The following is a 19,534-nucleotide window of genomic DNA, read 5'->3' as shown; positions in this document are numbered from 1 at the left end:
GCGAGGCGGGCGACCATTCATTGGTTTTTGTGAGGAGGAGGCTCGATGCCGTTCAGAACCCGGAGCGCTTATGCGTTCCTCGCCCCTTATCTGCTGATCTTTGCCACCTTCTGGGTCTGGCCGATCATCAATTCGTTCCTGATTTCCTTTCAGAACACCCGCATCAACCCGTGGAAATATAGTTTCCAGGCCAATTGGGGCCGGCTCTTCTACGACCCGGCCTTCTACAATGCCCTCTACAACACGCTGATCATCCTGGTGATCCAGGTGCCTGTCATGATCGCGCTTGCGACCGTTATGGCCGTCATGCTCAATTCGCCGCTGCTGAAAGCGCGGCCGCTCTTCCGCTTTGCCTTCTTTGCGCCTGTCGTCGTCGGCGAGGTCGCCTATGCCGCCGTCTTCCGGCTGATGTTCAGCCTCGATTTCGGCATCATCAACAAGCTGATCTCGGCCGTCGGTCTCAGCCCGGTCTCCTGGTTCGACAATGCCAATGCCGCCATGGCGCTGATCATCCTCGCCGTCACATGGCGCTGGGCAGGCTACAACGCCATCATCATTCTCGCCGGCCTGCAGTCGATTCCCGATGATGTCTACGAGGCGGCGACGCTCGACCGGGTGAGCAAGGTCCAGCAGTTCTTCCACATCACCCTGCCGCTCCTGAAACCGATCATCCTATTTTGCGTCGTGCTCTCGGTGATCGGCACCATGCAGCTCTTCACCGAGCCCTTCCTCATCACCAATCGCGGCGGTCCCGGCGGCGGCACCGAGACCCTCGGCCTGCTGCTTTATCGCCAGGGCTTCACCTCGCTGAACTTCGGCTATGCCTCGGCGATCGCCTATACGATGGCTGCCCTTGCCGTGTCGATCTCGCTTCTCAATCTCTGGGTCGGGAGGGATCCGAAATGAAATCCAAATCCCAATCGCTTCTGCTGCGCCAGATCGCGTTGCACGCTGCACTGGCGCCCCTTGCTCTCATCTGGTTGTTTCCGCTCTGGATGATGTTTGTCTTCTCGACCATGCCCGACAACGGCATCTTCAGCCCTGACATCGTGCTCTGGCCATCGACCAACTTCGTCGAGAATTTCAAAAACCTGCAGGCCGATACCGATTTCATCGGGGCAATGGTGATCTCCATCGGCGTCGCGCTGATCTATACAGTGCTCTCGGTGCTGCTGACTTCGATGGCCGGCTGGGCACTGGCACGTTACCGTTTCGTCGGCCGCTCCGTCGTCATCGCCATCATCCTCGGCACGATCACGCTTCCCTTCTCCGTGGTCGTCATTCCGCAATTCATCATGGTGGCACGCGAGTTCAAGCTGGCAAACACCTGGGTAGCTCTGATCGTGCCGCCGCTGTTCAATTCGCTCGGCGTGCTGTTCATGCGGCAATCCTTCTCGATGATGCCGGGCGAGCTCTTCGATGCGGCCCGGGTCGAGGGCGTCAAGGAATGGCAGATCTTCCTGCGCATCGCCTTGCCGCTGGCGCGCCCGACCATGGCGGCATTGGCGATCATTCTCTTCCTGCACTCGTGGAACAATTACCTCTGGCCGCTGCTGATCAATTCCAGACCGGGGATGATGACGGCGCCTGTGGCATTGGGAACGCTGATCGGCCTCACCAAGGTCTCCTGGGGCGGCATCATGGCCGGCGCGGTACTGCTGACGGCGCCGATCCTCGTCATCTTCGTGGCTCTTCAGCGCCATTTCATCGCCGGCATCGCGGCCGGCGCAATTAAATAATCGGGAGGCTGCATGGCAGAGCTTTCACTCAGCAACATCGTCAAGCGCTTCGGCGGCTTTGAGATCATCCACGGCGCCAATCTGGAGGTGAAGGACGGCGAATTCGTCGTCTTCGTCGGCCCCTCCGGCTGCGGCAAGTCCACGCTGCTCAGGATGATCGCCGGCCTCGAGGACATTACGTCAGGCGAGCTTCAGATCGGCGGCAGGGTCGTTAACGACGTCGAGCCGGCCGATCGCGGCATCGCCATGGTCTTCCAGTCCTATGCGCTCTATCCGCACCTGACCGTCGAGGAAAATTTGAGCTTCGGCCTGCGCATGAACGGCAATCCGAAAGCCGACACCGAGCGGCGCGTGCGCCATGTCGCCGAGATCCTGCAGATCACCGAGTTGATGAAGCGCCGGCCGAAGCAGCTTTCCGGCGGCCAGCGCCAGCGTGTCGCAATCGGCCGCGCTATCGTCCGCGAACCACAGGTCTTCCTGTTCGACGAACCCTTGTCGAACCTCGATGCCGAACTGCGCGTGCAGATGCGCGTCGAAATCTCGAGGCTGCACAAACAGCTCGGCACGACGATGATCTACGTCACCCATGATCAGACGGAGGCGATGACCCTCGCCGACAGGATCGTCGTGCTGCGCGCCGGCAATATCGAGCAGATCGGCGCACCGCTCGACCTCTACGACGATCCCGCCAATCAGTTCGTCGCCGGCTTCGTCGGCTCGCCGAAGATGAATTTTCTCAAGGCCGTGGTGGCTGAGACGCAGCCGGGCAGGGCGGTGATCGCGCTGGAAAGCGACGCCAATACCCGCCTGACGCTGCCGGTCGCCGATCCCATCGAAGCCGGCGCAAAAGTGACGCTCGGCATCCGTCCCGAACATTTCGTCGATGCGGGCACGGGCGATGCCGACCTCACCGTCACCATCGACGTCGCCGAACATCTCGGCAATACCAGTTACATCTACGCCACCATAGGCCCCGAGCAGTTGATCATCGAGCGGCCGGAATCACGCGTCGCCGGCAATCGCGAAACGCTGACGGTCGGCCTTCCGGCAATCCGTACATTCCTTTTCGACGGCGCCGGTAAACGCCTTCGCTGAACCAAATCCCAGGACAGAAAGACGAAAGAGGACTTTCCATGACTTCAGATCAACCGATCCGCTGGGGCATCATCGGCCCCGGCACCATCGCCCGCACCTTTGCCGATGGCGTCGCCCATTCGCGCACCGGCAGACTGGTGGCGATCGCTACCCGCAATCCCGCGAAGCCGGGCCTTGCCGAAGGTTTTCCCGGCGCCCGCATCGTCGATGGCTATGAGGCGCTGCTCTCAGACAAGGAGATCGATGCGATCTATATCGCCGTCCCCCACACCGGCCATGCCGAATGGGCGATCAAGGCGGCACGCGCCGGCAAGCACATCCTGGTGGAAAAGCCGATCGCGCTCTCGGCCTACGATGCCGAGGCAGTTTACTACGAGGCGAAAAAAGCCGGCGTCTTTGCCGGCGAGGCCTTTATGTACCGCGTGCATCCGCAGACGGAGAAGCTGGTCGAACTTGTCAAAAGCGGCGTCATCGGCACCGTCCGCATCATCCGCTCGAGCTTCGGCTTCAATATGGGCAGCTATAAGCCCGAACACCGGCTTTTCGCCAACGACACCGCCGGCGGCGGCATTCTCGATGTCGGCGGTTATCCGGTCTCGATGGCCAGACTGATATCAGGCGCCGCGGAGGGCAAGGCCTTCCTCGAACCGGAGAAGGTCTCGGGCGTCGCTCATCTCGGAGAGAGCGGCGTCGATGAATGGGCGTCTGCCGTGCTCAAGTTCCCGAACGAGATCATCGCCGAAGTCTCCTGCTCGATCATGGCGCAGCAGGACAATGTGCTGCGGATCATCGGCTCGGAAGGCCGGATCGAGGTCCAGGACTTCTGGTTTGCCTCCGGTCACAAGGGCGGCGTCGGCAAGATCGAGATCTTCAAGGGCGGCAGCCGAGAAACCGTCGAACTCAGGGAGGATCGCTGGCTCTATTCCTTCGAGGCGGACGCGGCCGGCGATGCCATCCGCGCCGGCAAGACCGAATTCAGTTCTCCCGGCATGAGCTGGGCAGATTCGATCGGAAACCTGCGTGTACTCGACCAATGGCGTGCCTCGGTCGGTCTTGAATATGGGGTGGAAAAAGCCAGCAAGCGCACGGCAAACATTGCCGGCGGCACGGTCGCGCGCGGCAACAGCGTTCCGCAGCGTCAGATTCCAGGCATTTCCAAGCCGGCCTCGGTGGTGACGCTCGGCTTCGAGTTCTTCCCGAATTTTGCCTCCGCCTCGCTGACGCTCGACGCCTTCTACGAAGCCGGCGGCAATGCCTTCGACACGGCCTATGTCTATGGCGGCGGCAAGACGGAGGCGATCTTCGGCGACTGGCACACGAGCCGCAAGGTGCCGCGCGAGGAGATCGTGCTGATCGGCAAGGGCGCCCATTCGCCGCTCTGCTATCCCGATATGATCGCAAAGCAGCTCGACCAGTCGCTTTCTCGGCTGAAGACCGACTATGTCGACATCTATTTCATGCATCGCGACAATACCGGCGTGCCCGTCGGCGAGTTCGTCGATGCCATGGATGCCGAGGTCAAGCGCGGGCGCATCCGCGGCATATTCGGTGGCTCGAACTGGACGCGGGCGCGCTTCGACGAGGCGATCGCCTATGCCGAAAAGACGGGCAAGACGGCGCCGGCAGCACTCTCCAACAACTTCTCGCTCGCCGAGATGCTCGATCCGATCTGGGCCGGTTGCGTTGCCGCTTCCGATGACGACTGGAAAAAGTGGCTGAACGAGAAGCAGATCCCGAACTTTGCCTGGTCGAGCCAGGGCCGCGGCTTCTTTACCGACCGCGCCGGTCGCGACAAGCGAGATGACGAGGAGATCGTGCGGGTCTGGTATTCCGAGCGCAACTTCGGACGCCGCGACCGCGCTATCGAGCTTGCCAACAAACTCGGCCGCAATCCGATCCACATCGCGCTCGCCTATGTGATCGCCCAGCCTTTCCCGGTCATTCCGCTGATCGGGCCACGCACCGTCGCCGAATTGGAAGACAGCCTCTCGGCGCTCGACATCAGGCTGACGCCTGAGCAGGTGAAGTGGCTGGAAGGCTGACGAGACAGGCAAAGGGCGCGGTGCGAGCCGGCAGCCCTCTTAGCCATTGCTTCATCAACACCCCTTGTAACCTCGGTTATCAGGGGTGTTTCGCTTGGTGGATTTCATCATCGTCGTCTACGGACAGCATCTCGACTGGAGCGTAAGCATCCTTCTGCCGTGCATCTCTGATTGCCGCAATTTCAACAACGCCGTCTCGCGAGCGAATAGTCAGCACGAAGGGAGGCATACTCACCTTGCGCGTTCCTTCCAGGATTCCCCTTTCGGTCATTTGGGGAAACGATGAAAGAAGCTCTCTTTGCCTTTCCAGGCGTTCAACGAGTTTCCTTGCGGCGGCTGGGTTAACCTCTGCGAGTTCGGCAATCCTACTCAAAAACCAACGTTCTGCACTTTTGGAAAGGCGAATGCGAGGCATCAACCCACCCGCATACGGCGTCGATATTCGGCGGCATCGACGATTGCGCGAGCCTTCTCAAGCACGTCCTCCAGATCGACGCTGTCCCCTCGATCCAGTTCATCGAGACCTCGAGCATCTGCAAGGATTTCGGCCCCTTCAATTGCAAGATATTGACTGAGCGCCTTCTGCATTACCCAGGTACGATCACGTTCGAGAATTGCGGCGATACGATCGAACTCCGAAACCAGGGACGTGGGCAGCCTCAGAGAAACCTGAGATTTTTCACTGTTCAGCATGATTTATCGCTCCGTAATACAGCGAATTACACGGTAACCCAAACCCAGGCGAAGTCAAGACGCCTTGAGCCTCGCGGTAGCGCGATGCTTCAGCGGCACCAAGTTCTGGGAAGGACGATGCTGCCCATTCCGCCGATGACAAATTTAGGTAAGGGGCGCGGTTTGAGCCGCGCCCCCTGCATTTCTACTTGCGCGGCTCGGAAGCTTTCTTCCTGGCTGCGTCGTCCATCAGTTCGTACCACATGGCGTTGAGGACAGCGAAGGCGGCGGCCAGCGGCAGGCCGAGGATCCATGCAAAATACCACATCATTTCGTCTCCCTCAGAGCAATTCCAGGAAAAGTGCGAAGCGGTTTTCCGTCCGGAATTGCGTAAAAACAAAAGGTTAGAGCGGTTCTACTGAATCGCTCTAGTAGGCGTGACTGTTCTTGTCGGTGACGGATTTCTCGTCGACCTTGCCCCACAGAACCTTGTAGACCCAGGCTGTGTAGGCAAGGATGATCGGCAGGAAAATGACCGTCACGACCAGCATGATGAACAGCGTCATATGGCTGGAGGATGCATCCCAGACCGTCAGGCTCGATCGCGGATCGAGCGAGGAGGGAAGGATGAACGGGAACATCGACAGGCCGACCGTCGAGATGATGCCAAAGATCGCGACCTTGCTGAAGAGCAGCGTCATGACCTCGCGCCTTGCACGCATGGCAATGAAGGCCAGTGCCGCGCCGGCGAAGCCGAGGACGGGCGCGATGATCATCCACGCATGGGCGGTGTAGTTGGTAAGCCATGCGCCTTTCTCCAGCGCCACGGTTTTCAAAAGCGGATTGGAAGGGCCGATCGGGCTGATATCGCTGGTGATGCGATAGCCACCGTCGCCGATCCACAGGAAGAGGCCGCCGAGTGCGAAAAGCAGAATAACGGCAAGGGCGGCGATGCTGCCATAGCTTCTGGCGCGCTCCGCGACCGGACCACTCGACTTCAACACCAGCCATGCCGCACCATGCATCGTCAGCATGGCTAGGGAAAGCAGGCCGCAGAGCAGAGCATATGGGTTGAGCAGCGCGAAGAACGAGCCTTCGTAGAAGATCCGCATATCGTCGGCAAAGCGGAAGGGCACGCCCTGCAGCACATTGCCGACGGCGACGCCAAAGATCAGCGACGGCACGAAGCCGCCGATGAAGAGCGCCCAGTCCCAGCCATTGCGCCAATTGGCGCTTTCCCGCTTCGACCTGTATTTGAAACCGACCGGGCGCAGGATGAGCGCGAAGAGGATCGCGAACATCGCCAGATAGAAGCCCGAGAAGGAGACCGCATAAAGCGGCGGCCAGGCGGCGAAGATGGCGCCGCCGCCGAGGATCAGCCAGACCTGGTTGCCCTCCCAGGTGGCGCCGATGGTGTTGATCGCCACGCGCCGTTCCGTATCGGTCCGGGCAACGAAAGGCAGAAGCGTGCCGACACCGAGATCGAAGCCGCCGGTCGTCGCAAAAGCGATCAGCAGGACGCCGAGCAGCAGCCACCAGATGACACGCAGGGTTTCATAGTCGATGAGTTCGTGAAGGATCATGGCAGGTCACTCCGCGGCCGGGACGAGGGTTTCGGAAATCAGAATCGCTTCCGGCTCGTCGTCCGGCTCCGGTCCTTGCTTGATCGCTTTGATCATCAGGCCCATCTCGATGACGATCAGCGTCGTGTAGAGTGCCGCAAAACCGATGATCGTCAGAAGCACGGTGCCGGCGCCGAGGCTGGAGACGGCGGCCGCCGTCGGCAGCACGCCTTCGATCACCCAGGGCTGGCGGCCGAACTCCGCGACGACCCAGCCGAGCTCGATGGCGACCCAGGGCAGGGGGATCGCCAGCACGGCAATTCTGAGAAGCAGTGGATACTTATCGAGATGGCGGCGCGCCGACAGCCAGAAGAAGGTGGCGGTCAGCAGGATGAAGAAAATACCGAGACCAACCATGATGCGGAAGGACCAGAAGAGCGTCGGCACGTGCGGGATCGTATCACGCGCAGCCTGAGCGATCTGCTCGTCGCTCGCCTGGCGTGGATCGTCGACATAGCGCTTCAGAAGAAGAGCGTAGCCGAGATCATGGCCGAGATCCTCGAAGGAAGCGCGCACTTCCTGCGCAACCTGACCCTGTGCCGGTACTGCGCGGATCTGCATCAGCGCGTCGTAAGCCTTGATGCCGTCGCGGATCCGGCTTTCGGCCTGCTGTTCGAGCTTGTCGATACCGGGGATTTCGGTGGTCAGCGACCGCGTGCCGATCAGGCCCATGACCCAGGGGATGTGCACGGCAAAATGCGTTTCGCGCGCTTCCTGATCGGGGAAGCCGAAGGCGGTGAAGGCCGCTGGCGCCGGCTCGGTTTTCCACATGCCCTCGATCGCGGCGAGCTTCATCTTCTGGTTCTCGGTGGCGAGATAGCCGCTCTCGTCGCCAAGCACGACCACTGAAAGCGCCGAGGCGAGGCCGAAGGAGGCGGCGACTGTCATCGAGCGCTTGGCAAGCTCGATATGTCGCCCCTTGAGGATATACCAGGCAGAAACACCGAGCACGAAGATCGAGGCGCAGACATAGCCTGCCGATACCGTGTGGACGAATTTCGCCTGGGCAACGGGGTTGAAGACCACATCGAAGAAGCTTGTGATCTCCATGCGCATCGTCTGCGGATTGAGCGCCGATCCGACAGGGTTCTGCATCCAGCCATTGGCAATCAGGATCCAGAGGGCTGAGAAGTTCGAGCCGATCGCCACCGCCCAGGTGGCCATGAGATGGCCGACCTTCGACAGCTTGTCCCAGCCGAAGAAGAACAGCCCGACGAAGGTCGCCTCGAGGAAGAAGGCCATCAGACCCTCGATCGCCAGAGGAGCGCCGAAGATGTCGCCGACATAATAACTGTAATAGCTCCAGTTCATGCCGAACTGGAATTCCATGACGATGCCGGTGGCGACGCCGAGCACGAAATTGATGCCGAACAGCGTGCCCCAGAATTTTGTCATCTGCCGCCAGATCTGGCGGCCGGTCATGACATAGACGGTTTCCATGATCGCCAAGAGCACGGACAGGCCGAGCGTCAAGGGCACGAACAGGAAGTGGTAAAGCGCCGTCAGCGCAAATTGGAAGCGCGATAACGCGACGATATCTAGTTCCATTGTCTTTCTCCCACGGTCCCACGGGGTACAGGGCGTTCCTCAGCGCCGACCGGCGCGTGAGGGCATGCAGTTCGCTCAGTCCGGCCGAAGCCGGTCGAGCGCCTTTTCGAACGCCGCCTCTCCGCGGCGCGAAATTTCTGTGATGCGACCGCCTTCGATGACGGCGATGCGGTCTGCGATCGCCGCCTCCCGGCGGATATGCGTGGCGATCACCAACGAGCGGCCCGTCGCCATTGCCGACAGACGGCAGAGCACGTCGCGGGCGGTGGCGCCGTCAAGTCCCTCGGTCGGCTCATCGAGCAGCCAGAGCGGCGTATCGCGGAGGAAGAGCCGGGCAAGCGCCAGCCGGCGCGACTGGCCACCGGAAAGGCCGAGTCCGCCTTCGCCGAGCCGGGTATCGATCCCCCGCGCCATGGCCTCGATATCGGCAAGCAGGCCGGCGGCGGCGAGCGCTTCGCGAAGACGGGCCTCGTTCGCATCCGGGTTTGCAAGGAGCAGGTTGCCGCGCAGGCTGTCCTCGAAAAGTTCTGTCCGCTGCGTGAGCAGCGTCGCTGTCATCGCGGCAACATTTCCCGTCCTTGCCGACAATTCGCCGGAAAGGAGAGCAAGCAGGCTCGACTTGCCGGCACCGCTGCTGCCGATGACGGCGAGGCGTTCGCCCTGTTGAAGCGCAAGTTCGATATCCTCGAGCGCCGGGACGGCGGAGTTTTCATGGAAGGCTGAAACCTTCGCCAGCGAAAAAGCGCATCTCGGCAACGGCGCCACCAATGGTTCGGGTGCAGCCGCGACTGCAAGCCGTGGCGCGATGCGCCTTGCCGCAAGCAACGTCCGCCCAAGTTCCAGGGCACCGCGGCGCAGCGCCGCGAAGGGTTCGACTGCCGCAAAGGCGACGAGCAGGCCGAGTACGGCGACAGGAGCGGTAATCACCTTCGTTTCCGCAAGGACCGCGACGGCAAGCAGCGATGCCGTCAGCAGCAGGGTTGAGACAAGGCCGAAGCCGAATGTCAGGCCGGTCTCGACGCGGTTCAACTGATCGTCGGCGCGGCCGGCGTAACGATCGGCCGCAGCGATCGCACTTCTCTGCGCAGCAAGCCGGCCGGCCATCAGCAGATCGGTCTGGCCGGCAACGAGATCGATCGTTCGCGACCGCAGCGCCTCGATGCCATGGGCGCGACTGCGGGCATGTTTGCGCGCCACCCGCCCCGCGATCAACGGCAGGCAGAGGCCGGCGCCGGCGAGAAAAAGGCCGAAGCACAGGCCGAACACGGGATGCATCAGCCCCAGCACGAGGCTTGCCGCCAGTGCTGCACCGATCGCGACCGCAGCTGGCACCAGGATGCGCAGGTAGAGGGAATCGAGCGCATCGATATCGGCCGTCAGCCGGAAGAGCAGCCGCGCGGGACGATGCAACAGGGCGCGGGCAGCACCCGGTTCGGCAAAGCTGCGAAACAGCCGTTCGCGCAGGGCGGCGAGCACGCCGAGCGTTGCGTCATGGGTTGCAAGCCTTTCGCCGTAGCGCGCGGCCGTACGAACGATGGCGAGCAGGCGGATGCCGGCTGACGGCGCAAAGACGTCGAAGGTGATGGCAGCGGCCGAAAGCCCTGCGAGCGAGGTGGCGGTGATGAACCAACCGGACAGGCCAAGCAGGGCGATGCCCGCCGTCACCGTCGCCGCCGAAAGTGCTGCGCCGAGCAGCAGCGCACCCCGGCGCTCGGCAAGGAACAGACGCAGGATCGGCTTGAGGTCTGCAGCAAATCCGCTCATTCGGCGGCCTCTCTGATAACGATGCCGGCATCGACGCACATGGCACGATGCATGCGGGCGGCAAGCCGCGGATCGTGGGTTGCAACGATCAAAGTGCGGCCCCTGGCGAGCGAAAGCAGGCTCTCGGTCACCTCGGCGGCGGTGGCGGCGTCGAGATGTGCGGTCGGCTCGTCGGCCAGGATAATCCGGAGATGCGGATTGCAGGCGGCCCGCGCGATCGCAAGCCGCAGCGCCTCGCCACCGGAAAGTCCGATCCCGCCTTCGCCGAGCGGCCGGTTGCCATAGGCGGCAGCGACTTTTCCGAGCCTGGCTGCGTCGAGCGCATCCATCAGGTTGCCGCGCAGGATACCAGGCCTGCCGAGCGCGATATTGCCGGCGATGGTGCCAGCAAAAATATGCGGTCGTTGGCCGATCCATGCCATGCTGGCGCGCAAGGCGTGGGCGCTGTCATCGGCAAGTTCGATGCCGCCGATGACGATGCGACCGCCGGTGCAGGGCGCCAGTCCTGAAATCAGCGAAAGAAGCGTCGACTTGCCGGAACCGCTGGCGCCGAGAAGCGCCAGATGTTCGCAGGCAGCGATATCGAGGTTGAAACCGTCAAGGATCAACGGCTCGGCGGCGGCGTAGCGGAAATCGACATTCTCAATGCGGATCGGCGGCGCTTCGGCGACGGCAGATACCGCAGGCGCGACGTCGGCTGCTCCTCGAATGGACAGGCCGCCGGCAGCGAGGGTGTCCAGTGCCTTCAGCGCGGCTTCGCCAGCCGCCCGATCATGCCAGACGGCCGAGAGTTCGCGCAGAGGCTCGAAGAAGGCCGGTGCGAGCAGCAGGATGAACAGTCCTTCTGTCAGGTCGAGCCGGCCTACCCAAGTGCCGAAGCGGATCTCGCCGAGCAGGCTGAAACCGACATAGACGGCAATCATCGCCACGCCGAGCGCGGCGAAAAGCTCGAGCACCGCCGAGGACAGAAAAGCGATCTTCAGCACCGCCATGGTGCGCGTACGCAGCGACTCCGCCTCCGACCGCAGGCGCAGTGCCGTTGCATCGACAGCGTCGAGCGCACGGATGGTCGCCAGTCCGCGCAGCCGATCGAGCAGGAAGCCGTTAAGGCCGCCGGTCGCGACGAGTTGCCTTTCGCTGGCCGCCTGAGCACGCCAGCCGATCAGCGCCATGAAAATCGGGATCAGCGGCGCGGCAAATAGCAAAACCAGCGCGGCGATCCAGGAGACCGGCAGGATGAAGGCAAGGATAATGAGCGGCACGAGGCTCGCCTTCATGCGTGCCGGCTGGAAACGGGCGAGGTAGGGCACGATCAGTTCGGCCTGTTCGCCAATGACACTTGCGGCTTTGCCCGAGGCAGGCCGGCTACGATCGACCGGTGACGACATCGAAAGTGCCGCCGTGGCGATCTGCCGCCGGCGGCTGAGCTCGGCACGGGCGGCTTGAAAAGCCAGGCGGCCGCCGGCCGCGTCGAGACAGCTTCTTGCAAATCCGAGAAGAAGGATGCCGAGTGCTGGCCAGAGAACGTCATACAATCCGCCGCCATCGGCGATGCGGTCGACCGAGACGGCCAACAATGCGGCCTGCGGGACCCAGACGGCGGCGGCCAGTGCCTGCAGCATCGCTGCTCTGCGCAGCCCGCCTTTCGCATCATCGGGGCCGGCGACAGGCGAGACAGTATCACCGTTCGGCACCGGCTCGGCGCCCCGTCCGTCCCTCGCGTCGAAGAAAGCAATGCCCATGGCGCTAACTCTTGTTCGCAGGATTTGGCCGGCGGCTGCGGCCGAGCGAAACGACCCGGTCCTTGGCCTCCAGAAGCTTGGTCACTTTCGCGCCCAGCGAGAGTAGCGTTGCGAGCCTTTCTGTTTCAAGTTGTTTTACGTCTTCATACCAATGCGTCAGCTGCTCGATCAGCGTGTGCATCTCGCTCATGCGCTCCTGCGCGTGGCGCTCGGCGTCGCTGGCCGGCCGCTGCATCAGGATTTCGCGCAGAACCGACAGCGTCGGATCGACTTCACGCTTCTTCCGCTCCTCGGCAAGCGTCCTCAATATGTGCCAGACATCGTCCGGCGTGGTGAAGAAATCGCGGCGGTCGTCCGGCTTGTGTTTTAAGATGACGAGGTTCCAGGCCTGCAGTTCGCGCAGGCTCATCGAAACATTGGAGCGCGAGATGCCGAGCGACTCGGCGATTTCCTCGGCGCAGATCGGCTCGGGCGAGACGAAGAGCAGGGCATAGATCTGGCCGACCGTGCGATTGATTCCCCAGCGCGACCCCATTTCGCCGAAGTGGAGAACGAAGGACTGGACGAGGGGCGGAAGGTTCATGGTCGTTTCCGTTGCGTCTGTGATTTCAGAAATTTCTGAAATCACTATATCGACCTTCGCGTTCCTCCGGCAATCGGCAAGGCTGGCCTGCGTCAATTTGGATGTCCCTTCGTTGATCGTTGGCTAGATATAGCCGGACACGACGCGGCTGAATTTGACTTGGGTCAAATCCGTAGCGCTTTGCAGCGACAACGAAAGGCGCCCGGCGATGCGTTACGCATGCCGGGCGTTCTGTCGAATTGAGATGTCTAGGCCGCCGCCTGGTTTTTGCTCAGAACTGCCGTCAGGCTCAAATCAAGCCGGCCAGAAGGCCGACGCCGGCAATGGCGGCAATGCCGCCGGCCGTGCGCGTCACGAATATGCCCCGCCCCTGCCGTTCACCGGCGCGGCCGATGAGGTAACCAAGCGCTAGGCCGGCGACATGCAGCAGTGCGGTTGCGATCATGAAGCCGGCGGCATAGGCGACACCGGCGGCATTTTCCGGCATTTCGGCGCCATGTGCATGACCGTGGAAGATGGCGAAGAGACCGACGAGGCCGACTGCTGCGGCCAGCGGCGCCTTGACGTTAAGCGCGACGACGGCGCCGAGGACGACGACGGAAAGCGCGATGCCGGTTTCAACGAAGGGAACATTGATGCCAGCAGCGCCGAGGGCACCGCCGAATGCCATCACCAGAACGAAGGTCGTCGGCACAAGCCAGGTGGCGCGGCCGCCGAGCTGAAATGCGAAAACACCGACCATCACCATGGCAAGAACATGATCGAGGCCAGAGATCGGATGGGCAAAGCCATGGCTGAAGCCGGCAGCTTCGCCGATGGCGGGATGGGCATAGGCGACGGCTGGAAGCGCTGCGGCAGCCAAGGCAAGGAGGCCGCTCTTGAGTGCTGATTTCATTGCTCATTCCCTCGTGAGTTTTCGAATATCCCGCGGCCGCCGAACACGTTCATGGTTCCAAGTCGCGGGCATCACGCTAGTTCAAAGAATTCGCGCCGTCAACGAAAACTCCACGAAATACCGAGCCAATTCAACTGCTTATCTGATAGGCAGATGCCGCTTTCGATAGCTTCTCCCGACGCGCCGCGCCTCAAGATCGCACTGGAAACAACTCCGCACAGGGGCTATCAATCGTCCGGCAGAAACGGTGCAGACCGCCGCGATGGAGGAGACGCCCATGACGAATACCGAACGGCCGCTGGCGATCAGCGCGCCCGAGCCGCGCACGCTCGATCTGATTTTCAGCGACAAGGCGCGCGCAGAATTGCACGCCAAATACGAGATCGTCGAGGCCGATCCCGAGAACATCGCCGGTCTCGGCGACGAAATCCTCGGTAAGGCGCGTTACATCATCGGCCAGCCGCCACTTTCGGTGGAAACCCTGGGACGTATGCCGGCCTTGCGCTCCATCCTCAACGTCGAAAGCAATCTTCTCAACAACATGCCTTATGAGGTGCTCTTCCAGCGCGGTATCCACGTCGTGACGACGGGGCAGGTCTTTGCCGAACCGGTCGCCGAAATCGGTCTCGGTTTCGCCCTGGCCTTAGCGCGCGGCATCGTCGACGCGGATGTCGCGTTTCGCCAAGGCAAAGAACTCTGGGGAGGGGAGGGGAATGCAAATACGCGGCTGATCGCCGGTTCAGAGATCGGCATCGTCGGCTTCGGCGATCTCGGCAAGGCGCTGCGCCGGGTGCTTTCCGGCTTCAGAGCCCGCATCAGGGTATTCGACCCCTGGCTGCCGCAATCGATCCTTGAGGAAAACGGTGTCGAGCCGGCAAGCATGGAGGACGTCCTGACGAAGAGTGATTTCGTCTTCGTTGTCGCCGCCGTCACCAGCGAGAACAGAAGATTTCTCGGTGCCGAGGCGTTCGCCCGCATGCGCAGGGGCGCGGCCTTCATCCTGCTCAGCCGCGCCGATGTCGTCGATTTTGATGCGCTGATGGCGGCGGTCTCGTCAGGCCATATCGTCGCAGCGAGCGACGTATACCCTGAGGAACCGCTGCCGCCCGATCATCCGGTGCGGAGGCTGAAAGGTTTCATCCGCTCGGCGCATAGGGCTGGCGCGCTCGACAGCGCCTTCAAGAAAATGGGCGACATGGTGCTCGAAGACATGGACCTGATGGATCGCGGCCTGCCGCCGATGCGCTGCAAGCGGGCGGAACGCGAGACGGTTTCCCGCATGCGCTCCAAACCGGTCGAAGTGAATTAGTACAGAATGCCGACGTGACGCGCCGCCTCAGGCGGCGCGCTGCTCGGCACCCTGGATCGCCGCAAGCTTCCAGTCGGCGCCGGACTTGCGCACGAAGGTCCAAACCTCGGTGCTTTCGCTCGGACGGCGGTCGTCGCCGGAAACGACGCGGCCGCTGTCGCGTTCGACCATCGCGTCGATCGAGGAATAACGCATGGCAAGCGTCGCATATTCCTGGCCGTCCTCGCGCCAGGCCTCGGCAATATCGCCCTGCAGCAGCTTGACGTCGGAGACGCTGTTGCGCACACCGTTGGTGGCGTTTTCGCCAAGCTCCTCGGCGAGATAGGACATCGCCTCGGGCGTCGTCAGCCGGCGCAAGGTGCCGTAATCCTCGGCGCCGTAAGCGGTCTGCACTTGGGTCAGCAATTCCTCGAACTGATCGAGATCGGCCTGCGCCAGCCCGATCTCGTCGCTCGGCCGATTGCCGCGCGACTGCCCGCCGAAACCGCCCCCCGAACCGATCGTCGGGATCTGGAAGGACGAATTACTCGTGGGCGACATGTTATAGGACCGGCTCTGGCCTCCGACGCCGTAGGAAGGCTGGCGGCGGTTGGCGAAATAACGCATGGCGAGCATGACAGCGCCGCCGATGAGCGCGATCTGCAACAACATGCCGAGCAAGCCGAAGCCGCCGCCGAAACCGTGACCGAGCAGCATACCGAGAAGGCCGCCGGCAATCAGGCCGCCGATCATCGAGCGGCCGAAGCCGCCGAAGAAACCGGGGCGCTGGGCGCCGAGAGGCTGCTGCGCGGTGGCAGGTGCCGTGGTCTGCGAACGCGGCGTCATCGACCTTTCGATCGGTGCTGCGGTCCCAGGCGCAGTGCTGGTGACAGGCGGTGCCTGGAAGGTGCGCGTGCCGCGGCTGCCGAAACCGCCGCTGCCGGCGCGGCGCGCCTCGGCATCGTCAAGGGAAGCAAAAACGGTAGCGCTCGTCAGAGCGGCGATGGCCGCGATCTTGGCAAAACGCGAAACGGCACTCGGCATTCCTGATCTCCTGTCATGCGCAATCACGGCATGTCGAGATGTAATATAGGGACTCTTTCCGCCGTGTGAAGCTCCTCGCCTCCATTACTGGCAGACGTCGACCCAGCTGGCGCCGGTCAGCTCCGCCAGCCGTCCGGTTTCGATGCGCACGGCCGAGTTCGTCGAGCCGGCGGCCGGCACGACTTCATCGAAGCGTTTCAGCGAGATGTCACAATAGATAGGCAGCGGCGAAGGCAGGCCGAAGGGGCAGACGCCGCCGACCGGATGGCTGGTGACGGCCACAACCTCTTCGGCATCGAGCATGCGCCCCTTGCCTCCGAACGTGTCCTTGAACTTGCGATTGTCGAGCCGTGCCGTGCCGCCGGCAACGACCAGCATCATCTGCTCGCCGACACGCAGACAGATCGTCTTGGCGATCTGGGCCGGCTCGACGCCATGGGCTTCGGCGGCAAGCGCCACCGTCGAGGAACTCTCGGCGGTTTCGATGATTTCGATATCGGGTGCGTGGGCGCTGAGGAAGGCGCGGACGGATTCAAGGCTCATGACGCGATGCTAGCCCAGGAAATACGCAATTTGAAGCGTAAAAGACGCCTGTCAAAAACCGCCGCTTGCAAGTCGTGCGGACATCGTCATAATAATTTTGCACACGTGCTCAATTTTGTCATTCGGCCGTTACGTTCAACCCCTAGAGCGGGATACGCCACGTTTTCGTGGGGTTTCGGAGCGGTCATCATCAGCAGTGCTGACCCGTTAAGAGGCCTCACACTGCTCTTCTAGGGAGACGAAGAAGATGACCATTTTGCCGACACTGAAATCCCTTGCCGTCGCAGCCGCGATCCTGGCTTCGACCTCCGCAATTGCACTCGCCAAGGACGTTCACATCAGCGTCTGGGCCGGCGGTACCGGCCCGAACGACGTCTATCGCCTCGACGCCATCGAGATCGCAGCCCAGCAGCTGCAACGCGAAGCCGCCCTCAAGGGCGAAGAGCTGAAGATCACCGTCGAGAAGAAGCCCTATTCGGCCTGGGAGGACTTCAAGCAGGCGCTGACCCTTGCCGCCGAAGCCAAGACCGCTCCGAATATCGTCGTCAGCGGCCATGAAGACATCGCACCCTGGTCGCAGGCCGGGCTGATCGTTCCGATCGAGGATTATGTCGATCTCGACTCTTGGCCGCTCAGCGACATCTATGAAAACCTGTTGCAGATCGCATCCTATAACGGCACCGTCTACGGCATCCCGCAGGACGCCGAATCCCGTCCGATGTTCTTCTGGAAGCCTTACATGAAGGCGATCGGCTACAGCGACGCAGATCTGGATGCGCTGCCGCAGAGCGTCCAGGACGGCAAGTACACCATGAAGAACCTGCTCGAAGACGCCAAGAAGATGCAGGACAAGGGCCTCGTCCAGGCCGGCTACGGTTTTTATCCGCGCACCAGCAACGGCCCTGATTACTGGCAGTTCTACACCAGCTTCGGCGGCACGATGGAAGAAGGCGGCAAGCTCGTTTTCGACAAGGCCGCGATGACCCGCACCTATCAGTTCTTCGCCGATGCCGTGAAGACCGGTGTTACCAAGAAGAACCATATCGGCATGCCGGGCGATCAGTGGTGGAAGGAAGTCGCCACCGGCAAGGCCGGCATCTGGGACGGCGGCACCTGGCACTATGCCCGCCTCGTCAACCAGGAAGGCCTGAAGGACTTCTTCGGCAACGTGATCTTCACGCTGATCCCCGCCGGTGAGGGCGGCAAGGCCAACACGCTGACCCATCCGCTCGTCTACCTGCTGACTGCAGGTCACGACCAGGAAGACACCGAGATCGCCGCCCAGCTGGTCAAGATCGCTTCCGAGCCGCGCACCAACGCGCTGCATGCGGTCAAATCGGCCCATCTCGGCATCTCCAAGTCGGAATCGACGGTCGACTTCTACTCGGCAGACCGCTGGACGCGCGAAGCCACCGAGCGCCTGCTGCCGCATGCCAATGCGATGCCGAACAATTCCGATTTCGGCAAATATTGGAACATCATGTGGAAGAACCTCGAGGCATCCTGGACCGGCGCCAAGACCGTAGACGCCGCGGTCGGTGATGCAGAGAGCGAGCTCAAGAGCACGCTCGGCGACAAGATCGTCATCCGATAAATCGAAGCACTCTTCCGGGCGGCGGCAACGCTGCCCGGTCGGTCCGCGAGGAGGCTTCCATGAAATCGTCCAGAACGCTCGGACTGGTGATGATCGCGCCTGCGGCGATCATGATCGTTCTTTTCTTCCTGATGCCGGTCGTTCTGACGGCGGTCTTTTCGATGACCAGTATGACGACGGCGACCGGTATTTCCGGCGGTGTCTATCAGATCGCACCCAACTCCATGATTGCGCTAAAGTCGGCAATCCCAGACATCGCCGCCGAAATGGCCGAACCGCGCTACACGATCGATGAGACGGGCCTCAAAGCCGTCGAGGCTCTCGGGCTTGCGCCTGGGATCGCCACGGAGTTACGCGCCAAACATGCAGGTGAGGTGTTCACGGCGCGCCGCGACGTCGAGCGCATGATCAAGGATCTCGCCGACCGGCCTTCGACGCGCGACGTCAAACAGATTTCCGAACAGTTCAACCGCTCTGTTCTCAACACCCGTTTCGACAGCAAGGAACAGCTCTTTTCTGCGCTGGACAGTCTGGGGTTCAAACTCACACCCGAGCAGAAGGAAACCGTCGCCAAGGCCACTTATACCGGCTGGGTCTGGACGACCGACAATTTCTCGCGCATGACCACCTCACCCGACATGGCGCGCGTGCTCTTGAATACCGTGCTCTACGTCGCGCTGGTGCTGATGCTATTCAATGTCGGTTATGCGCTGCTGCTGGCCATCTGGACGCATTACATGCCGCCGACGCCAGCCTCGATCTTCCGTGGTATCTGGCTGCTGCCGCGCATCACCCCTGTCGTCATCTATGTGATGTTGTGGAAATGGCTCGCCTGGGACACCGGCTTCATTTCGATCCTGATGGGCAAGTTCGGCTATCCGCCGAAGAACTATCTTCTCGACAACGCCTATAACGCCTGGTTCTTCGTCGTGCTGATCAACGGCTTCATCGGCGCCTCGATGGGCATGCTGGTCTTTTCCTCGGCGATGAAGGCCATTCCGAAGAGCCAGTTCTATGCGAGCGAGGTCGACGGCGCTTCGCGCTGGCAGCAGATCCGCTACATCATCCTGCCGCAGATGCGCTGGCCGATCCTCTTCGTCACCTGCTACCAGACGCTGTCGCTGCTTGCCTCCTTCAATGAAATCCTGCTTGCCACCAATGGCGGACCGGGCAATGCGACCGAGGTCTGGGCGCTGTCGGCCTATCACACTGCCCTGAGAAACTATGCCGGCAACCTCGAATACGGCTTGGGTGCCGCCATGGCCTTGGTGCTCGTCGTCATCGGCGTGATGCTGTCGCTCCTCTATCTGCGCGTCTTCAACTACGGCACGCTTGTCGCCAAGCCCTTGATCGAGGATTGACC

General features: G+C 61.9%; 18 protein-coding genes. 7 read left to right on the top strand and 11 right to left on the bottom strand.

Annotated features, from left to right (window positions below; all coding sequences use genetic code 11):
* Positions 1 to 45 precede the first annotated feature (45 nt).
* The 4 genes from RL_RS27260 to RL_RS27245 are packed head-to-tail and all read left to right on the top strand — an operon-like array spanning position 46 to position 4,876.
* Complete coding sequence (locus tag RL_RS27260) at positions 46 to 906, top strand: carbohydrate ABC transporter permease (RefSeq protein ID WP_011649801.1); 861 nt, start codon at positions 46 to 48, stop codon at positions 904 to 906.
* The gene (locus RL_RS27255) at positions 903 to 1,739 is read left to right on the top strand and encodes a carbohydrate ABC transporter permease (protein WP_011649800.1); all 837 of its coding nucleotides are present in this window, start codon (positions 903 to 905) and stop codon (positions 1,737 to 1,739) included. The genes RL_RS27260 and RL_RS27255 overlap by 4 nt, the downstream gene beginning before the upstream one ends.
* Positions 1,740 to 1,751: 12 nt before the next feature.
* Complete coding sequence (locus RL_RS27250) at positions 1,752 to 2,834, top strand: ABC transporter ATP-binding protein (RefSeq protein ID WP_011649799.1); 1,083 nt, start codon at positions 1,752 to 1,754, stop codon at positions 2,832 to 2,834.
* 38 nt (positions 2,835 to 2,872) lie between these two features.
* Positions 2,873 to 4,876 carry an aldo/keto reductase gene (locus RL_RS27245; RefSeq protein WP_011649798.1) on the top strand — a complete coding sequence of 668 codons (2,004 nt, stop codon included), beginning with the start codon at positions 2,873 to 2,875 and terminating at the stop codon, positions 4,874 to 4,876.
* A gap of 79 nt (positions 4,877 to 4,955) precedes the next feature.
* Here the strand turns inward: RL_RS27245 and RL_RS27240 are convergent, their stop codons facing one another.
* The 9 genes from RL_RS27240 to RL_RS27200 form a co-directional block, all read right to left on the bottom strand.
* On the bottom strand, positions 4,956 to 5,291 hold the full coding sequence (locus RL_RS27240) for a type II toxin-antitoxin system RelE/ParE family toxin (RefSeq protein WP_011649797.1): 336 nt from the start codon (positions 5,289 to 5,291) through the stop codon (positions 4,956 to 4,958).
* Complete coding sequence (locus RL_RS27235) at positions 5,291 to 5,569, bottom strand: CopG family ribbon-helix-helix protein (protein WP_011649796.1); 279 nt, start codon at positions 5,567 to 5,569, stop codon at positions 5,291 to 5,293. Before RL_RS27235 ends, RL_RS27240 begins: the two co-directional genes overlap by 1 nt.
* Positions 5,570 to 5,753: 184 nt before the next feature.
* A complete protein-coding gene (gene cydX / locus RL_RS37070) occupies positions 5,754 to 5,876 on the bottom strand; it encodes a cytochrome bd-I oxidase subunit CydX (RefSeq protein WP_017957645.1) in 123 nt (40 codons plus the stop codon).
* 100 nt (positions 5,877 to 5,976) lie between these two features.
* Positions 5,977 to 7,131, bottom strand: a complete 1,155-nt coding sequence (gene cydB / locus RL_RS27225) for a cytochrome d ubiquinol oxidase subunit II (RefSeq protein WP_011649795.1) — start codon at positions 7,129 to 7,131, stop codon at positions 5,977 to 5,979.
* A 6-nt stretch (positions 7,132 to 7,137) separates the two neighbouring features.
* Complete coding sequence (locus tag RL_RS27220) at positions 7,138 to 8,718, bottom strand: cytochrome ubiquinol oxidase subunit I (RefSeq protein WP_011649794.1); 1,581 nt, start codon at positions 8,716 to 8,718, stop codon at positions 7,138 to 7,140.
* A gap of 75 nt (positions 8,719 to 8,793) precedes the next feature.
* On the bottom strand, positions 8,794 to 10,482 hold the full coding sequence (locus RL_RS27215) for an amino acid ABC transporter ATP-binding/permease protein (protein ID WP_011649793.1): 1,689 nt from the start codon (positions 10,480 to 10,482) through the stop codon (positions 8,794 to 8,796).
* On the bottom strand, positions 10,479 to 12,224 hold the full coding sequence (gene cydD / locus RL_RS27210; protein WP_011649792.1) for a thiol reductant ABC exporter subunit CydD: 1,746 nt from the start codon (positions 12,222 to 12,224) through the stop codon (positions 10,479 to 10,481). Before cydD ends, RL_RS27215 begins: the two co-directional genes overlap by 4 nt.
* 4 nt (positions 12,225 to 12,228) lie before the next feature.
* On the bottom strand, positions 12,229 to 12,807 hold the full coding sequence (locus tag RL_RS27205) for a GbsR/MarR family transcriptional regulator (RefSeq protein ID WP_041936794.1): 579 nt from the start codon (positions 12,805 to 12,807) through the stop codon (positions 12,229 to 12,231).
* Positions 12,808 to 13,096: 289 nt separating this feature from the next.
* Positions 13,097 to 13,702 (bottom strand): HupE/UreJ family protein, encoded by a 606-nt coding sequence (locus RL_RS27200; protein WP_011649790.1) that lies wholly within the window; start codon positions 13,700 to 13,702, stop codon positions 13,097 to 13,099.
* 277 nt (positions 13,703 to 13,979) lie between these two features.
* Here RL_RS27200 and RL_RS27195 point away from each other — a divergent pair, with 277 nt between their 5' ends.
* The gene (locus RL_RS27195; RefSeq protein WP_041936792.1) at positions 13,980 to 15,011 is read left to right on the top strand and encodes a hydroxyacid dehydrogenase; all 1,032 of its coding nucleotides are present in this window, start codon (positions 13,980 to 13,982) and stop codon (positions 15,009 to 15,011) included.
* Positions 15,012 to 15,038: 27 nt separating this feature from the next.
* Here RL_RS27195 and RL_RS27190 read toward each other — a convergent pair whose 3' ends face one another.
* Entirely contained in the window at positions 15,039 to 16,034 is a 996-nt protein-coding gene (locus RL_RS27190) for a Tim44 domain-containing protein (RefSeq protein WP_011649788.1), read from the bottom strand.
* 84 nt (positions 16,035 to 16,118) lie between these two features.
* Complete coding sequence (locus tag RL_RS27185; protein ID WP_011649787.1) at positions 16,119 to 16,577, bottom strand: YbaK/EbsC family protein; 459 nt, start codon at positions 16,575 to 16,577, stop codon at positions 16,119 to 16,121.
* A 247-nt stretch (positions 16,578 to 16,824) separates the two neighbouring features.
* On the opposite strand from RL_RS27185, the gene RL_RS27180 reads away from it, so the two are divergent.
* Together RL_RS27180 and RL_RS27175 are read left to right on the top strand one after the other, a co-directional pair.
* On the top strand, positions 16,825 to 18,171 hold the full coding sequence (locus RL_RS27180) for an extracellular solute-binding protein (protein WP_011649786.1): 1,347 nt from the start codon (positions 16,825 to 16,827) through the stop codon (positions 18,169 to 18,171).
* 59 nt (positions 18,172 to 18,230) lie between these two features.
* Positions 18,231 to 19,532, top strand: a complete 1,302-nt coding sequence (locus RL_RS27175; protein WP_011649785.1) for an ABC transporter permease subunit — start codon at positions 18,231 to 18,233, stop codon at positions 19,530 to 19,532.
* Positions 19,533 to 19,534: the final 2 nt, after the last annotated feature.

This window comes from Rhizobium johnstonii 3841, from assembly GCF_000009265.1.
Taxonomy (GTDB): Bacteria; Pseudomonadota; Alphaproteobacteria; order Rhizobiales; family Rhizobiaceae; genus Rhizobium; species Rhizobium acaciae.
This window is presented reverse-complemented; position numbering and strand designations above follow the sequence as displayed.

Excerpts from the sequence above, each read along its gene's own strand:
- RL_RS27260 (WP_011649801.1), top strand. The coding sequence starts at position 46 with ATGCCGTTCAGAACCCGGAGCGCTTATGCGTTCCTCGCCCCTTATCTG.
- RL_RS27255 (WP_011649800.1), top strand. The coding sequence starts at position 903 with ATGAAATCCAAATCCCAATCGCTTCTGCTGCGCCAGATCGCGTTGCAC.
- RL_RS27250 (WP_011649799.1), top strand. The coding sequence starts at position 1,752 with ATGGCAGAGCTTTCACTCAGCAACATCGTCAAGCGCTTCGGCGGCTTT.
- RL_RS27245 (WP_011649798.1), top strand. The coding sequence starts at position 2,873 with ATGACTTCAGATCAACCGATCCGCTGGGGCATCATCGGCCCCGGCACC.
- RL_RS27240 (WP_011649797.1), bottom strand. The coding sequence starts at position 5,291 with ATGCCTCGCATTCGCCTTTCCAAAAGTGCAGAACGTTGGTTTTTGAGT.
- RL_RS27235 (WP_011649796.1), bottom strand. The coding sequence starts at position 5,569 with ATGCTGAACAGTGAAAAATCTCAGGTTTCTCTGAGGCTGCCCACGTCC.
- cydX (WP_017957645.1), bottom strand. The coding sequence starts at position 5,876 with ATGTGGTATTTTGCATGGATCCTCGGCCTGCCGCTGGCCGCCGCCTTC.
- cydB (WP_011649795.1), bottom strand. The coding sequence starts at position 7,131 with ATGATCCTTCACGAACTCATCGACTATGAAACCCTGCGTGTCATCTGG.
- RL_RS27220 (WP_011649794.1), bottom strand. The coding sequence starts at position 8,718 with ATGGAACTAGATATCGTCGCGTTATCGCGCTTCCAATTTGCGCTGACG.
- RL_RS27215 (WP_011649793.1), bottom strand. The coding sequence starts at position 10,482 with ATGAGCGGATTTGCTGCAGACCTCAAGCCGATCCTGCGTCTGTTCCTT.
- cydD (WP_011649792.1), bottom strand. The coding sequence starts at position 12,224 with ATGGGCATTGCTTTCTTCGACGCGAGGGACGGACGGGGCGCCGAGCCG.
- RL_RS27205 (WP_041936794.1), bottom strand. The coding sequence starts at position 12,807 with ATGAACCTTCCGCCCCTCGTCCAGTCCTTCGTTCTCCACTTCGGCGAA.
- RL_RS27200 (WP_011649790.1), bottom strand. The coding sequence starts at position 13,702 with ATGAAATCAGCACTCAAGAGCGGCCTCCTTGCCTTGGCTGCCGCAGCG.
- RL_RS27195 (WP_041936792.1), top strand. The coding sequence starts at position 13,980 with ATGACGAATACCGAACGGCCGCTGGCGATCAGCGCGCCCGAGCCGCGC.
- RL_RS27190 (WP_011649788.1), bottom strand. The coding sequence starts at position 16,034 with ATGCCGAGTGCCGTTTCGCGTTTTGCCAAGATCGCGGCCATCGCCGCT.
- RL_RS27185 (WP_011649787.1), bottom strand. The coding sequence starts at position 16,577 with ATGAGCCTTGAATCCGTCCGCGCCTTCCTCAGCGCCCACGCACCCGAT.
- RL_RS27180 (WP_011649786.1), top strand. The coding sequence starts at position 16,825 with ATGACCATTTTGCCGACACTGAAATCCCTTGCCGTCGCAGCCGCGATC.
- RL_RS27175 (WP_011649785.1), top strand. The coding sequence starts at position 18,231 with ATGAAATCGTCCAGAACGCTCGGACTGGTGATGATCGCGCCTGCGGCG.